Annotated in this window: 10 protein-coding genes; all 10 read right to left on the bottom strand. The window is 63.0% G+C overall.

Features of this window, described 5'->3' with window-relative positions; translation table 11 throughout:
* Positions 1-3: 3 nt before the first annotated feature.
* Positions 4-606 (bottom strand): N-acetyltransferase, encoded by a 603-nt coding sequence (locus tag HAV22_RS01360; RefSeq protein WP_166855709.1) that lies wholly within the window; start codon positions 604-606, stop codon positions 4-6.
* A 2-nt stretch (positions 607-608) separates the two neighbouring features.
* Complete coding sequence (locus tag HAV22_RS01365) at positions 609-1703, bottom strand: Gfo/Idh/MocA family protein (RefSeq protein ID WP_166855711.1); 1095 nt, start codon at positions 1701-1703, stop codon at positions 609-611.
* Positions 1700-3028: a nucleotide sugar dehydrogenase gene (locus tag HAV22_RS01370; protein ID WP_166855713.1), complete on the bottom strand. Its 1329-nt coding sequence runs from the start codon at positions 3026-3028 to the stop codon at positions 1700-1702. Before HAV22_RS01370 ends, HAV22_RS01365 begins: the two co-directional genes overlap by 4 nt.
* Positions 3029-3063: 35 nt before the next feature.
* The gene (locus HAV22_RS01375) at positions 3064-4995 is read right to left on the bottom strand and encodes a polysaccharide biosynthesis protein (RefSeq protein ID WP_166855715.1); all 1932 of its coding nucleotides are present in this window, start codon (positions 4993-4995) and stop codon (positions 3064-3066) included.
* A gap of 204 nt (positions 4996-5199) precedes the next feature.
* Entirely contained in the window at positions 5200-7479 is a 2280-nt protein-coding gene (locus HAV22_RS01380; protein WP_308789179.1) for a GNVR domain-containing protein, read from the bottom strand.
* Positions 7480-7491: 12 nt separating this feature from the next.
* Positions 7492-8580, bottom strand: a complete 1089-nt coding sequence (locus tag HAV22_RS01385; protein ID WP_166855720.1) for a polysaccharide biosynthesis/export family protein — start codon at positions 8578-8580, stop codon at positions 7492-7494.
* A 127-nt stretch (positions 8581-8707) separates the two neighbouring features.
* Positions 8708-9301 carry a sigma-70 family RNA polymerase sigma factor gene (locus tag HAV22_RS01390; protein WP_166855722.1) on the bottom strand — a complete coding sequence of 198 codons (594 nt, stop codon included), beginning with the start codon at positions 9299-9301 and terminating at the stop codon, positions 8708-8710.
* Positions 9302-9370: 69 nt separating this feature from the next.
* Positions 9371-10048 carry a hypothetical protein gene (locus HAV22_RS01395; RefSeq protein WP_166855724.1) on the bottom strand — a complete coding sequence of 226 codons (678 nt, stop codon included), beginning with the start codon at positions 10046-10048 and terminating at the stop codon, positions 9371-9373.
* A 263-nt stretch (positions 10049-10311) separates the two neighbouring features.
* Positions 10312-12603 carry a choice-of-anchor Q domain-containing protein gene (locus tag HAV22_RS01400; RefSeq protein ID WP_229421005.1) on the bottom strand — a complete coding sequence of 764 codons (2292 nt, stop codon included), beginning with the start codon at positions 12601-12603 and terminating at the stop codon, positions 10312-10314.
* 471 nt (positions 12604-13074) lie between these two features.
* Entirely contained in the window at positions 13075-14289 is a 1215-nt protein-coding gene (pcaF, locus tag HAV22_RS01405) for a 3-oxoadipyl-CoA thiolase (protein WP_166855726.1), read from the bottom strand.
* Position 14290 lies beyond the last annotated feature (1 nt).

The following is a 14290-nucleotide window of genomic DNA, read 5'->3' on the forward strand; positions in this document are numbered from 1 at the left end:
TGATTATCCTTGGCCGGATGACGCGCTGAATGGCGACGACAGAATGCTGCACCGCCCCGCCTCTACCCTGTAGCGTTCGCCGCTCAGGTGACAGGTCGCATAGCCGTCCCGGTCGGGGACCAGAGATGCACCTTGCCGGCTGATCCAGCCGACATGGCGTGCAGGCACACCTGCCACGACGGAGTAGTCGGCGGTATCGGACTTGACGACGGCACCAGCAGCCACCATGCCGTAGCATCCGATCGTGACGCCGCAGACAATGGTGGCGTTGGCACCAAGCGAAGCGCCACGCCGCACCAGGGTGGGTCGGTATTCATCCTTGCGTACGATAGCGGCGCGCGGGTTATAGACGTTGGTGAATACCACGCTGGGTCCGCAGAAGACCTCGTCTTCCAGCGTCACCGCGTCATACACCGACACATTGTTCTGCACCTTGACGCCGCGCCCGAGTACGGCAGCAGACCCGACGAACACGTTCTGTCCAAGGGAGCAGTCCGGCCCGATGCGAGCGCCCGCGCACACATGGGTAAAGTGCCAGATGCGGGTGCCGGCGCCAATCTGCGCGCCGTCGTCGACAATGGCGCTGGGATGGATGAATTGGTCCATGTTCAGTACTCCAGAGGCAAGGCAACGCGCCTGCCGTCACGCGCCGACAGGTAGCTTGCAATGAGCACCTCGAGCGACTTCAGGCCTTCCCGCCCATCCGTCTCCGGTGCGGCTTCTCCGCGCATGACCTTGATGACGTTGTCGTAATAGAGTGGATGTCCGAAGCCGTACACGGAGGTGGTCTCGTAACTGGCCCGCGCAATGCCCTCATCCTCCGGACGTTCCTCGGCAAATTGCCATTGCTGGATCTGGTTGACGGCCACGCCGCCTATCCGCACCGTGCCCAGCTCGCCGATGATCGTGATCGAGCCCTCCAGATTGCTGGGGTAAGTGAGCATGGTGACGTTCATGGAACCGAGCGCACCGTTGCGCCAGCGCACACTGATCACCCCCGTATCCTCGACTTCGATATCGCGCGCCAGGGTCGCCGTGTAGGCTTGCACCGACTCGATCGGGCCCACGATCCAGTCGAGCAGGTCAACGTAGTGGCTGGCCTGGTTCATGAATGCGCCGCCATCGAATTCCCATGTGCCGCGCCAACTGGCGCTGTCGTAATACTCCTGCGGTCGGGTCCAGAAGACGTTCATGGTGACCATGTAAATGCGGCCAAAGCGGCGCTGCGCGACAGCTCGTTTAAGCAGCTGCAAGGTGGCGTTGCGGCGATTTTGCTTGACCACGAACAGGTGCACGCCGGCTGCGTCGCACGCTGCCACCATGCGCTTGCCGTCCTCCCAGCGGGTGGCCATCGGCTTCTCCGTGATCACGCTGCGTCCGCTGGCAGCCGCCTCGATTGCCTGTTCAGCGTGCAGGCCCGAGGGCGTGGCGAGGATCACGCAGTCGGCATCGCAGTGGGCCAGCATCTTGTGCATGCTGGCGAAAGGACGCGCACCGGTAAGCTCGGCCGCGGCCGCCAGCGCCAGCGGGTCGGTATCGCACACTGCCGTCAGCTCGCAGCGTTCGGCGTGCTGGGTAATCGCCTTGAAGTGGTTCTGGGCGATCCGGCCGCAACCGACCAGCGCCAGGCGCAGGCGGCGTTCCTTCAAGGGCGCCGGTAGATCGTGCAGGGCGCTGCACGCCGTAACCGCATCGCGCTTCATGCGTGCACCACATTGGTTGCTTGGTCACGGTAGACGCCACGCGTGTCGACGATCATCTGGGCACTGCCCAGGATCATCGGGTAGTCGAAGGCGGTGTGGTCGGTGGCAAGCAGCACCACGTCGAACTCGGCCACCGTTGCGGCCGACAGGTCCACGCTATCGAGGTCGAAATGATGTTCGCGCATGTCCGGGAAGTGCGGCACATGCGGGTCCGAATAGGCGACCTCGGCCCCCTTGGAGCGTAACAGCTCCATCAGTTGGACCGACGGGGACTCGCGCATATCGTCGACATTTCGCTTGTAGGCGATGCCCAGAACCAGGATCTTGCTGCCTTTGATTGCGAGGCCACGCTGATTGAGAGCCTCGCCCACCTTGTCCACCACCCATTTGGGCATATCGCTATTGATCTCGCCGGCCAGCTCGATGAACCGGGTATGCAGGCCGAACTGTCGCGCTTTCCAAGTCAGGTAGAACGGATCGATGGGAATGCAGTGCCCGCCCAGTCCCGGGCCGGGAAAATAGGCAGTGAAGCCGAACGGTTTGGTGGCGGCGGCACGGATGACCTCATGGATATCGATCTGCATCCGGTCGGCGATGATTTTCATTTCGTTGACCAGGCCGATGTTGACGGCGCGATGAATGTTTTCCAAGAGCTTGGTCAACTCGGCGGCGCGGGTCGACGAGACCGGCACCACCGTATCGATGGCAACGCGGTAAAGCGCGAGCCCGGCCTGCAGGCAGGCTGGCGTCGTGCCTCCGCAAATTTTCGGAATGGTGCGCGTATCGAACTCCGGATTGCCCGGGTCTTCGCGCTCAGGCGAAAACACGAGAAATACGTCCTCACCCACTGTCCAACCGCGCGCCTGCAGACGGGGAAGCAGCTCCTCCTGGGTGGTGCCGGGATAGGTCGTGCTCTCCAGCGACAGCAGCTGACCGGTTCGCATGTGCGGCACCAGCGCTTCCACCGTCGCCAGCACGTACGACAAGTCCGGTTCGCGGTAGGCATTGAGCGGCGTGGGTACGCAGATGATGAGCGCATCCGCCTCCGCAGCGCGGCTGAAATCGGTGCTGGCCTCGGCGCCGCCGCCGCGCGCGCATTCGATCCGTTGGCCGGAAATATGTTCGATATAGCTGCGCCCCCGGTTGAACTTGTCCACCTTGGAACGGTCTACATCCAGGCCAAGCACTTTGTAGCCGGCGTCCGCAAAACGCAGCAGCAGGGGCAGCCCGACATAGCCGAGACCGACAATGCCAATGGTGGCGCTGCGTTGGTCCAGCTTGGCGAGAAAATTGTCCAGTGGGAGTGAGCTATCGTGGTCGCGCATGATGAGACCTTCTAGGAAACTGGGTTATGGGAGCGCTAGGCGCGCACTGTGTTGACAGCGTGCGAAACCTCACGCTGGACAGCCGTGGTGACTGGCCTGGAGGGCCGTTCAGGGGCAGTACGGAATTCCGGCACCAGTGCACGGAGCGTGACGTCGATCTGGCGGCGGTCATTGCTCTGGCATGCCAGCAGCAACTGCTCGATCCGGCGCGTCAGCTCCGGGCCGACCAGCGCCGGCTCGCGTACCCGCAAGATGGCCGGGTGGTCACTGGGCTCGGCGCCATCACCGATCAGTAGTTCCTCGTACAGTTTTTCACCGGGGAAGAGTCCGATGTATTCGATCTCGATGTCGCCATCCGGGTTGCGCCCATTGCGCTCGGTCAGGCCGGACAAACCAATCATGGTCCTGGCCAAATCGAGGATGCGGACCGGTTCGCCCATATCCAACACGAACACCTCGCCCCCGCGCGCCATCGCGCCGGCCTGCACGACGAGTTGCGCCGCTTCGGTGATCAGCATGAAATAACGAATGATCTCCGGATGCGTGATGGTGAGCGGCCCGCCGCGCGCGATCTGCTGCTGGAACAGGGGCACCACCGACCCCGATGAGCCAAGGACGTTCCCGAAGCGCACCATCGAAAACCGCGTGACGGTGCCGGGTACGGCCGCTGCGGCCTGGAAGACCAATTCGGCAATACGCTTACTGGCCCCCATCACGTTAGTCGGGCGAACTGCTTTGTCGCTTGATACCAGCACACAAGTCGTCACGCCTCCTTCATGGGCGGCGTGCGCGATCGCCATGCTACCGAGCACGTTGTTGCGGATGCCTTCCACGACGTTCGCTTCCACAATCGGCACATGCTTGTAAGCCGCTGCGTGATAGATGGTGTTGGTCGCTGCGCTTGCGATCACGCGCTTGAGCAAGGCAGCGTTGCATACGGAACCAAGGTGGGCATGCACTGCTACCCTGGGCCAGCGACGGCGCAGTTCGGCGGTGATGGTATACAGGGCAAACTCGGAATGATCGATCAAGTCCAGGCGTCCCGGCTGCAATGCACATATCTGGCGGCACAGTTCAGCGCCGATCGACCCGCCTGCGCCGGTGACCAGTACGTTCTTGCCCTGCACGCATTGGCCGAACAGGCGCATATCGGGTGCGACAGGTATGCGCCCGAGCAGATGCTCGAGGCGTATTTCGCTCAGTGTGCCCCGTACTTCACCCTGTTCGTGCATGTCGAGCAGGTTACGGAACCAGCGCACCCGGACGCCGGCCTGAACCAGCTTACGGGTCAGTGCCCGCATCCGTAACGGAGAGCTGCTGGGCAGGGCGATCACGATGGAGCCGATACGGTGCCGCGCGACCTGCTCCTGCAGCGCAGAGACGGGAAACACCTCCAGGCCGGCCACACTGCGATGAATGAACGCGCTTTTCTCATCGAAGAAGCAGATCGGCCGGAACTCCCTGCTGCTGGTCATGGCACGTGCCAATTGCGCGCCAGCTTCGCCAGCGCCATAGATCGCGACGGGCTGCGCGTGCGGCGTGCTGCGCTGCTGGAGCAGGATGCGCACGCACAATCGTGACAACCAGAGATAGGTCATTGCCGCCGCACCGAAGCCAAGGGCGAAGGACCAGGGTGCAAGCGAGCCGGCGCGGCTTGCACTCAGGCCCAGCCCGACGGTGAGCAACAACAGTCCAGCGCTGGCAAAAGCCAGGCTGCGCCAGACCAGATAGCGCGTGACAGAACGGTACAGGCGCGCAACGGCCAGTGCGGCAAGGCCACCACTCACCGCCAGCACTGTCAGCGCAAGTGCCGCCACGGTCTGACCGCTGACAAGCGCCGCGAGCGCCATGCTGGCTGCCAGCGCCAGGCTGTCGACGCCGAGCATCAAGCCCAGTTTGGTAGGGCGGTCCAGAGCAACCAGGCGTGCTGCCAACCTCTGGCCAATCCGCTGCGATGTATCCGTCATGGCTTTTCCCGTTCAGTTCAGACAGCCGCACTGGTGGCGACCAGGGCGTCGGTGCTGACCTGCGCTCGGCGCTGCCGCGTCGATTTGGAGCAGGAATGTGATCTCGAGCACCGTATTTCTTATTGATTTTTAATCAGTATCAAACCACCATCCCGCTGAAGTTTGACTGTGCTCACTGTGCCCGCGATTTTGTGGCGTCAGATGTCACAACCGCGCAGCCTGGTTTGGCCGGCCACCCTCCTCGCGGGCCGCTGCCTGCCCCCTGCTCTCGCCCAGACGCGCTGCCAGGTCGTTGCATAGCACGCCTTGCGGTGCGATACCCGCCTGATTGAGGCGCAGTACAGCCTCTCGCAACTGGTCTGCGCGGGTTACGCCGGCGCGCGTGAGTACGAACACCGCGCCGGCGTGGCTGCCGATCGTCAGCGCGTCGGCACTATCGAGCACGGGGGCCGAACCAACGAGAACCACGTCATAGCGGCTCGACAGGGTTTCCAGAAGCTCACCGAAGTTCACGTTGACCAGCTGCTCGCTGCGCTCGGCCGATCGCTCGCCACGAGCAATGAAGTCGACCCCATCGCTGACCTGGCGATGCACGACGTGGTCAAGGGGCACCCGGCCGGCCAGCACGTCTTCCAATCCGGGTGTCGCGGCCAGCTGGAAGCGGCGATGCAGGTGGCCATGAGCCAGGTTGGCATCGAGCAGCAACACGCGCTTACCGGCTGTACCCAGCAGTGCCGCCACATTGGACAAGACAAACGATTGTCCCGAGTGCGCGCCGGGGCTGCAGATGAGCACGATATTGTTGTGAAAATGGGGTAGCGCATACAGCAGCGCGGCGCGGAAGCTGCGCAGCGCTTCGACAGCGGGATCGGCAGGTGCCGACCACGCCAGCAGGCCGCGCCGCCGGCCCTGCACGGCACTACTGTGCGGAATGCTGGCGTACATCGCGCGACGGCCCAGCATGCTGGCCACGACGGCCGGGTCAGTGATGGCGCCGCGCCAGCTATTGCGCATGACGGCAGCCAGTAAGCCGAGGAACAGTCCTGTCACCGCGGCCCAGGCCAGCGTGAGTGCCGGACGTGGCCGCACAGGGTGCTGCGGGATTTGTGCCGGGTCCACCAGGCGCACGTTACTGACCCGGCCCATGGCAACGATGCGCAACTGTTCTGCGGTTTTGCCGAGGCTGCCAACGAGTTCGCTGTCCTGCTGGATCTCCCGCTGCAATCGCCCCTGCTCCTGCTCAATCAACGGCAGGCTCTTGACGTACGCGGCCTGCTCCGCCAGGTTCCGATCGATCGTGGCCAGTTGCTTGTCGAGGGCGACTACCTGGGGATGTTCGGGGGTGAAGCCTGTCAGCAGGTCGATGCGCTTTTGCTGGAGCTCATCGCGACGCTGGCGTTGCCAAGCGGCGCGCTGCAGGCCGAGACGCGCCTCTTCGGCCAGATCGATGCTGCCGTAGCGGCTGCGCAGCATGCGCAAGCGCTCCTCCGATTGCTCCAGCCGCTTGGCCAATGCCGGCAACTTCTGGCTGACGAAATCGAGCGCGTTGCTGACTTCTTCCTGCTTGCGCGCCAGATTCTGCGCTGCGAAAGCCTGCCCGACGGCGGCCAGTATGCGGCCGGTCAGGCGCGCATCGGTGCCTTCCAGCCGCACGTCGAGGATGCCCGACTGCTTGCCTTGCTCGTTCACCTGCAGGGCTTGCTGCAAGTCGTCGACCGCATCCTGGCGGGGACGGCGCTGGATGTCAAACTGGGCGCCGGGGAGCGCATCGAGCTGGCCAATGCGCAGGCGCACCTTGCCGGCACTCCCCTGTCCTTCCAGCTCGGTGCCTAGCGGCCCTTCCAGCACTTTCCTGCCAGACGGGTCATCGAGGCGGACACGCTGGCCGTCGAGCACCGTCAGGCGCAGCGACTCGCCGAGCCACGCATCAGGTACCTCGAAGCGCACCGGCTGGAGGGCCTGCCGGCCCCACACGTAGCCGCCAACAACAGCGGCCGCCGCACGTCCGCCGTAGCGCGCGCTCAGGGCACCGAGCACGGGGAAGTAGCGCGGCTGGCTGGCGACCGCCAGCTGAAGCTGGTCGACCACCGTACCCACCACCAGCCGGGAGCGCAGCAGCTCGATTTCGGCCAAAGGAGCAGCCTTTTTTTCGAATGCGGTTGACAAGTCCGACACCATGTTTCGCTGCGCTGCCGGGCTGTCTTCTTCAACGTGGAACAGCATCGAGCTTTCGTACACTGGCGGCGTCCATATCAGCCACACCAGTGCAGCCAGCAAAAACGCGGCAGTGCAGCCGGCAATCAGGCGCACGTGCTGCGCCATGACTGTCACATACGAGACCAGATCTGGCCCACTGCCAGCGCTGGTGGGAGACGGGGTCCGCAACGGGGTCCGCATTGGCACACTGCGCGTAGGCGACACATGAGGCGTAGGCGGCGGATGTGGAATGTGGATTTCGGCGGGTGGGAGGTGCATATGGTGCATGTTCGTCTCCTGCTAGGGCTTGGTCGCACTGATCGCGGACGACAGCTCGCCCGGAAACAGGAGACTCAGCTTGCGGTGCCAGTTGGCCAGTGCCGATGGGGACACGTAGACCAGGTCCTTGGGTTCGAGTTCGAACTGTTCGGCGATCGCCATGGCGCCCGGCGCACGGGCATCAAGTTGGAAGACCTGGGGCCCGCGAGCGCCGCGGCGCACGACATAGACCTGGCTTGGCTCGCTGGTGGTCGGATTCATGCCGCCGGATTCGCCCAGTGCCTCGTTGAGGCTCATGCGCCCGTCATGCATGCTCAGCGCACGCGGGGTTTGAACTTCGCCCGTCACAAACACCCTGCTTTGCTCGCGCGCGCCGACTTGCAGTCGGTCGCCATCCACCAGCATGATCGTTGAGGCGTTGATGTCCTGTCCGTTCAATTCGCGCAAGTCGATCAGATAGCGCCGTTTGCCGCGTTCGAGCACCACCCGGCTACGGTCGCCAGTGGGCAGAACGCCGCCGGCGCGGTGCAGGGCCTCGGGCAAATTCATGGGAATGTCATTCACCGGGTACAGTCCCGGATTCTTGACTTCACCATCGATATAGACGCGCTTGCTGCGGTAGCCCTGCACCGCGAGGGTGACGCGCGGTGATTGCAGGTACTTGCTGAGCGCTTTGGCCAGCGCGGCGGCGGCCTGGCTTTCGCTCAGCCCCGCCACCCGGACCATGCCGGCGTACGGGAAGTGCAACATACCGTCGTGGTCCACCAGCAGCGCATTGCTGGTCCCGCTACCCGAAACCAGTGCGTCGGCGGCACCGGGTGTAGATGTAAGGACCCTGCCGTTCAATTCGGGATGGTCCCAGACAAATACGGTGAGAACATCGCCAGCACCGATCAGATACACGGGATTTGGCGCCCCCCGAAGGGCGGCCAGGTCGTCGATGCGCCGGCGTTCGCGCTCTTGCTGTTGCGCGTGCAGTAGGGGCTGATCGATGACGGTGAGCTCGGCCTGACCGCCAGGATCCGTTGAGCGATCTGGCAGTGCGGCGGGTCCGGCACAGCCACACGCCAGTAGTGCGGTGGCAAGCGCCCCTGTTAACGGAAACTTCATTGCCATTCTCCTTCAGGATAACGAGGGCGGAATGCGGTCACGCCATCTTGATGTTCCTAAATATCTTCGCAACACAAAGTGGGCTGACGTTGATCGATCACAGCTTTCAAAGCCAAATTCTCGGGACCTAGTGGCGGACCTGCCGCTTCGCATCGGCCGCGATCGCACTGGCCAACACTTCACGAGCCCGGGCTAGCCTGCTGCGCACGGTCGTCACCGGACAATGCAACGCCCGCGCGATCTCGGCATAGCTGAGCTCTTCGAACTCGCGCAGCAACAGCACGGAGCGCAGCTCAGCACTCAATCCGGCGATTGCGTATGCCAACCGCTCTCCAAGCTCGCGGGTACTGAGCAGCGTCTCGGGGTCGTCGGTATCGACATGGCCCGCAATCCATTGCTGAGGCATACCCCAGGCGCCGCCGGCCCCGCTGGTGACAGCGCGGCGGCGTGCTTCTATCGCCCGGAAATCCGTCACCATGTTCAGGGCGATTCGAAACAGCCAGGTGGTAAATTTGGCGTCTCCGCGAAAATCATCGATGGCGGAATAGGCCCGGATCAGCGTTTCCTGCGCCAGGTCTTCGGCATCGCTATGGTCCGCAAGCCGGCGCGAAATAAAACGCACCAGATGGTCATGATGTTTATCGACCAGGTCACCAAAGGCCGCGCGGTCCCCAGCCTGGATTCGAGAAATCAGTTGGGCGTCTGTGCTTGTAGCGGTCATGATCCGGGGCGTCCTGACATCTGCTACGAGAGTTGGGCCATGACCCGGGCAACTGTGCGGGAGGCCTGGCTAGCGGGGTGGCGGAAAACGGAACCGCGGGTCTTGTAGGGACGACGATTGCGGGACCGCACTCTCGTGCCCGAGCAAACCGTGCAGAACATCGCGGACGGTGTCCATCGCCAGTGTGCTCATTTCGCCAGCGCCGCTGATGGCGCCGCGCGCAGCCTCGAAAACGATGTCGCTTCCGAATGCGCCGATGTCGTCGGCCGCCTCGGCCACGCCGCCAAGTGCATCGTGCGCGATAGGTGCCAGGTCGCCGCATGACGCGGTGCTGTGGCATGTCAGAGACCGCATGGTCTGGAAAGCGGCCAGTTCGACGTCACCGCCAACCTCATGCACGCCAAGTACGATCCCTTTGGCGAGACTGCGAACGACGAGATCCGGACTGCCCCCGGCGTGGCCAACTGCGCCGATGGCTTCGCTTACCACAGTGCTTACCAATTCGGTGACGCCGGCACCGGTGTGGCCACTCGCAAGCAGACTGTCGCTGACCGTGGCGCGAACCAGTTGTACGAAGACGTGCTGGATACGCTGCACATCCTTGGCAGTGTTGAACACGCTGGCGTATACGATCTGGCCGGCCAGCTGAATGGGATCGGCACGTCGACGCATGCGCCGCGTTGCTGCGCTGCTTTTGGAGCGAGCCGTGACACCACTGCTGCTCGGCTTTTTGGTCGACCGTTTCATCGTCATGTCCCTGTAATGTCCCGACGCAGGATGCGGCCGGCTCGCGACAAATACGGTAGGGACGGCAGGGCCGACAAGTCACTGCGCGCCAAGGCCTGCAGCCAGTGTCGTGCGCAGATCAGACGCGCGCTTGCGCGACGTCACTCATGGGAAGAATTGTCGCGGTCGTTTGAAGAACAGTGCGAACCGGGACGAGGAAGGAAATGATGGTCACTGTCGCGCACGCCTCAATGGCGCACGCGACAGGATCGAACGGGTCGTGCTTAATGCTGGTAGGCGCCGATGTCTGCACTCGTACGGACGATACCGACAAAGTCGTTGGTAGGCATTCGTACAGTGCTGCCGCTGCCAATGGCAGGCGAAGACGTCAGCAAGCGGAAGTCCGGCGTGCCAGTGCGGGTGTAGGCTGCAAAGCCCGGCGCCGCGCTGATGCCGGCCACGCTCTTGAGTCCGTTTTTCAGGCTCCAGTCGTAGCTCGCGTTCTGGTAGACCAGATTATTGGTGTACGTGTTGTGGATGCCGGTCGAGCCCTGCTCCGAAATGCCGTAGCGATTGTCATACACAATGTTGTTCGTCACATTCGTATAGTCGTCCGGTCCGGCAGTGCGGTAGAAGTCACCGCCGCCCACAATGATGCCCGTGTTCGATGCGGCCACCGTATTGTTGGCGATGGTCACGTGGTTTGCGTCATGCCACAGGTGGATGCCGGCTTCGGCAACGCGGTAGACAATGTTGTTGGTCACGCTGCCCGACGTACTGATATAAATGCCCTGGATGAAGCTGCATCCGGCCGGCCCGATGTCATGGACCAGGTTTGCGTCCACTGTTCCCATCACCCCGCCGTAGTAACTGTCGACGCCGATGGCCGAGCCGCCAGCGCTGGTGCAGGCAACCTTGCTCGCGATATGGTGCACGTGTGTATTACGGATCGTGTTATACGACCCGCCCGTATAGATACCGTACGACCACGGCGTGCCGGCCTGTGTCGTCGTCCCGTCAATCTCGAAGCCATCGATCACGACATAATTGCCGCGGTTGTCCCACGCCGTGTCGTTGCTCGAGGTGGCAGGCGGGAGAATACGAGCGCCCCAGCGCGTGCTCGACACATAGTAGATGGACTTGCCCGCGATACCGCTGGCGGCAGTGCGAAATCCCCCCGCATAGGTGCCGGGTGCGACCAAGATGGTGGTGTCAGGCAACGCTACCTGGGCCGCGCGGGCGATAGTCCGGAACGGCGCACTGGCGGTACCAGGATTGCTGTCAGCACCGGTCGTGGCGACATACAGATGGTTGGCCGTCGTAGGGAGCTGGGTGGTCGTGCTGCCGCTGCCGCTGCCGCTGGTGCCCCCGACGGCGCCAAATTCGTACGCACCGATATCGAAGGTGGCGCCGGAGGGTCGTTTAGCCCCGTCCAGGTCCGTCAGCGGTGCCGACGTCGCGTTGCCACGGTCAATCGCTGGCGAGGCACTGCTCAGGTGATAATCGCCGCCTCCAGTCCGCACGTAGTTCACGAACGCCGGGTCGGCCGATATGCTGCCGCTGGCAAGCAGGCCGTTCTGGAGCCGCCAGTCGGCCACTGCGTTCTTGGCGAGCAAGTTGTTCGCATAAACGTTATGGCTGCCAGTGGCGCCCGTTTCGATGACGCCGTAGCTGCGGTTATCGTAGACGATATTATTGCTGACGCGATTGTAGTCGCTCGGGCCGGCAGTATGATAATAATCGCCGCCGCCAACGGAAATGCCGGTATTGGTATTGAACAAGGTATTGTTCACCACGGTGACGCGGTTGGCATCGTGCCACAGCCTGATCCCGGTTTCGCTGACGGCATACACCAGGTTGTTGCTCACAACACCGTTGGTGCTGAAATAAATACCGTGCATGTCGGCGCACACGGCCGGGCCGATATCGTGAATCACGTTGCCATCGACGCTGGCATTCACGCCGCCATAATAACTGTCCACCCCAATGCCGCCGCCGCCCGTAGTGCACGCAGCTTTGCTGATGTGGTGAACGTGATTGTTGGCAATGCTGTCATTGGAACCGCCGTTGTAAATGCCCGTCGTCCAGGCAGTACCCTGCTGCAACACGCTGCCATCGACATCGAAGCCAACGACGTCAACGTAGTTGCCGCGGTTGTCCCAAGCGCTATCGGTGGCGGAACTCGATGGTGGCACAATTCTGGCGCCCCAGCGCGTATCGGACTGATAACGAATGCGCGCCGTTGCAGTCCCACTGGCGACTGTCTTGAAACCGCCAGGATAGGTTCCCGGTGCCACGTGAACCACGGTACCAGGTTGGGCAAGTTGTGACGCCTTGGCGATCGTTTTGAGCGGAGAGCTCGCGCTCCCCGAGTTGGTGTCGGACCCCGTGGTGGCTACGTAGAGCTCGGAAACTGACGTTACCGTTGCAAGCAGCTGAGGTTGAGCCGCTTGCGCCACCTGGGTGGTGCTACCGCCCCCGTCGCTGGCACCGCCGCCGCATGCGGTCAGTGCGATGGCGGAAAGCATACCGACAATGTTGCGCGATTTTGTTGCAAATGCGTCACGTACAATCATCAAATCAACTCCATCAAAAATGAAATACGAAAGCTTTGACGGAGCTCAACTAATTTCGTCCGGAAAATTTTTTAAAATAAATTTTCCTGTTGCATATTTGATCAGAAGGGGGGGAGCCTGGCGAGTCCCTCAAAGGTCTGCGAGGCTCGATTGATAAGGTCTGTTTAAAGCGACACCATGTGTGATACCAATGACATTCTTTGCTCGGCGTTGCTCAGCACTGCCCGGCCCTGCCAGCCCCGACAATAAAAAAGCCCCTGAAGTCAGGGGCTTTCGTCACGTCAAATGCCTGAGCTTGCCAGGCATTGCCGGGCCAGGAATCACTCCCACTCGATGATCAATGGCTGAGCTAAACACCTGAGTTTTCAAGACTTTTCAGATTAGCACTTCGACAATACCATTAGCTGTACCATGCCATGTTGTTCGTGAACGCAACCTAACGCGACAATGATTGCGGCTGGTACCGATGGCTTACGCGCTGGTCTCAACCCGCTCGATTGCCAGCGCAATCCCCTGCCCCACCCCGATGCACATGGTGCACAAGGCAAACCGGCCACCGGTCCGATGCAGCTGGTACGTGGCCGCGGTGACAAGTCGCGCCCCGCTCATGCCGAGCGGGTGCCCCAGGGCGATAGCGCCGCCATTCGGATTCACGCGCGGATCGTCGTCGCGCAGGCCCAGCAGCCGCAGCACGGCGAGGCCCTGCGATGCGAACGCCTCGTTCAACTCGATCACGTCGAACTGGTCCAGCGTCATGCCCGTCTGGCGCAGCAGCTTCTGCACGGCGGGCGCAGGACCGATGCCCATCACGCGCGGCGCCACGCCGGCGGTCGCCATGCCGATGATGCGGGCACGACGCGTGAGACCGTACCGCGCCGCCGCCTCGCCGTTCGCCAGCAGCAGCGCGCAGGCGCCGTCGTTCACGCCGGACGCGTTGCCGGCCGTGACCGTGCCATCCGGACGCACGACCGGTTTCAGCTTTGCCAGCGTCTCCAGGGCCGTCGCGCGCGGATGCTCGTCCTGCGCAAAACGGACAGGGTCGCCTTTCTTCTGGGGGATCAGCACCGGCACGATCTCCTGCTCGAACGTGCCGTCCTGTTGCGCGCGCGCGGCCTTTGCCTGGCTCGCGAGCGCAAACGCGTCCTGGTCGGCGCGCGAGATCCCATAGTCGTCCGCGACGTTCTCCGCCGTCTCCGGCATCGCGTCGGTGCCGTACAGCTTGTGCATCAGCGGATTCGGGAAGCGCCAGCCGATGGTCGTGTCGAAGATGGTCGCGTTGCGCGAGAATGCGGATTCGGCCTTGCCCATCACGAACGGGGCGCGCGTCATGGACTCCACGCCGCCCGCGATCATCAGGCGCGCCTCGCCGCTCTTGATGGCGCGGGCGGCGCTGCCGACGGCGTCCAGACCCGAGCCGCACAGGCGGTTGACGGTGGACCCCGGAACCTCTTGCGGCAAGCCGGCCAGCAGCGCGGACATGCGCGCCACGTTGCGATTGTCCTCGCCGGCCTGGTTGGCGCAGCCGTAGATCACGTCGTCGATGGCGGACCAGTCGACGTCCGGGTTGCGCCGCATCAGTTCGCGGATGGGGATTGCGCCCAGGTCGTCCGCGCGCATGTCCTTCAGTGCGCCGCCGTAGCGGCCAATGGGGGTGCGGATGGCATCGACGATGAATGCGTCGGTCATG

The organism is Telluria antibiotica, assembly GCF_011682055.1.
Classification (GTDB): domain Bacteria; phylum Pseudomonadota; class Gammaproteobacteria; order Burkholderiales; family Burkholderiaceae_D; genus Telluria; species Telluria antibiotica.

Coding starts and splice junctions, on each gene's coding strand:
- HAV22_RS01360 (WP_166855709.1), bottom strand. CDS start 606: ATGGACCAATTCATCCATCCCAGCGCCATTGTCGACGACGGCGCGCAG.
- HAV22_RS01365 (WP_166855711.1), bottom strand. CDS start 1,703: ATGAAGCGCGATGCGGTTACGGCGTGCAGCGCCCTGCACGATCTACCG.
- HAV22_RS01370 (WP_166855713.1), bottom strand. CDS start 3,028: ATGCGCGACCACGATAGCTCACTCCCACTGGACAATTTTCTCGCCAAG.
- HAV22_RS01375 (WP_166855715.1), bottom strand. CDS start 4,995: ATGACGGATACATCGCAGCGGATTGGCCAGAGGTTGGCAGCACGCCTG.
- HAV22_RS01380 (WP_308789179.1), bottom strand. CDS start 7,479: ATGCACCATATGCACCTCCCACCCGCCGAAATCCACATTCCACATCCG.
- HAV22_RS01385 (WP_166855720.1), bottom strand. CDS start 8,580: ATGAAGTTTCCGTTAACAGGGGCGCTTGCCACCGCACTACTGGCGTGT.
- HAV22_RS01390 (WP_166855722.1), bottom strand. CDS start 9,301: ATGACCGCTACAAGCACAGACGCCCAACTGATTTCTCGAATCCAGGCT.
- HAV22_RS01395 (WP_166855724.1), bottom strand. CDS start 10,048: ATGAAACGGTCGACCAAAAAGCCGAGCAGCAGTGGTGTCACGGCTCGC.
- HAV22_RS01400 (WP_229421005.1), bottom strand. CDS start 12,603: ATGATTGTACGTGACGCATTTGCAACAAAATCGCGCAACATTGTCGGT.
- pcaF (WP_166855726.1), bottom strand. CDS start 14,289: ATGACCGACGCATTCATCGTCGATGCCATCCGCACCCCCATTGGCCGC.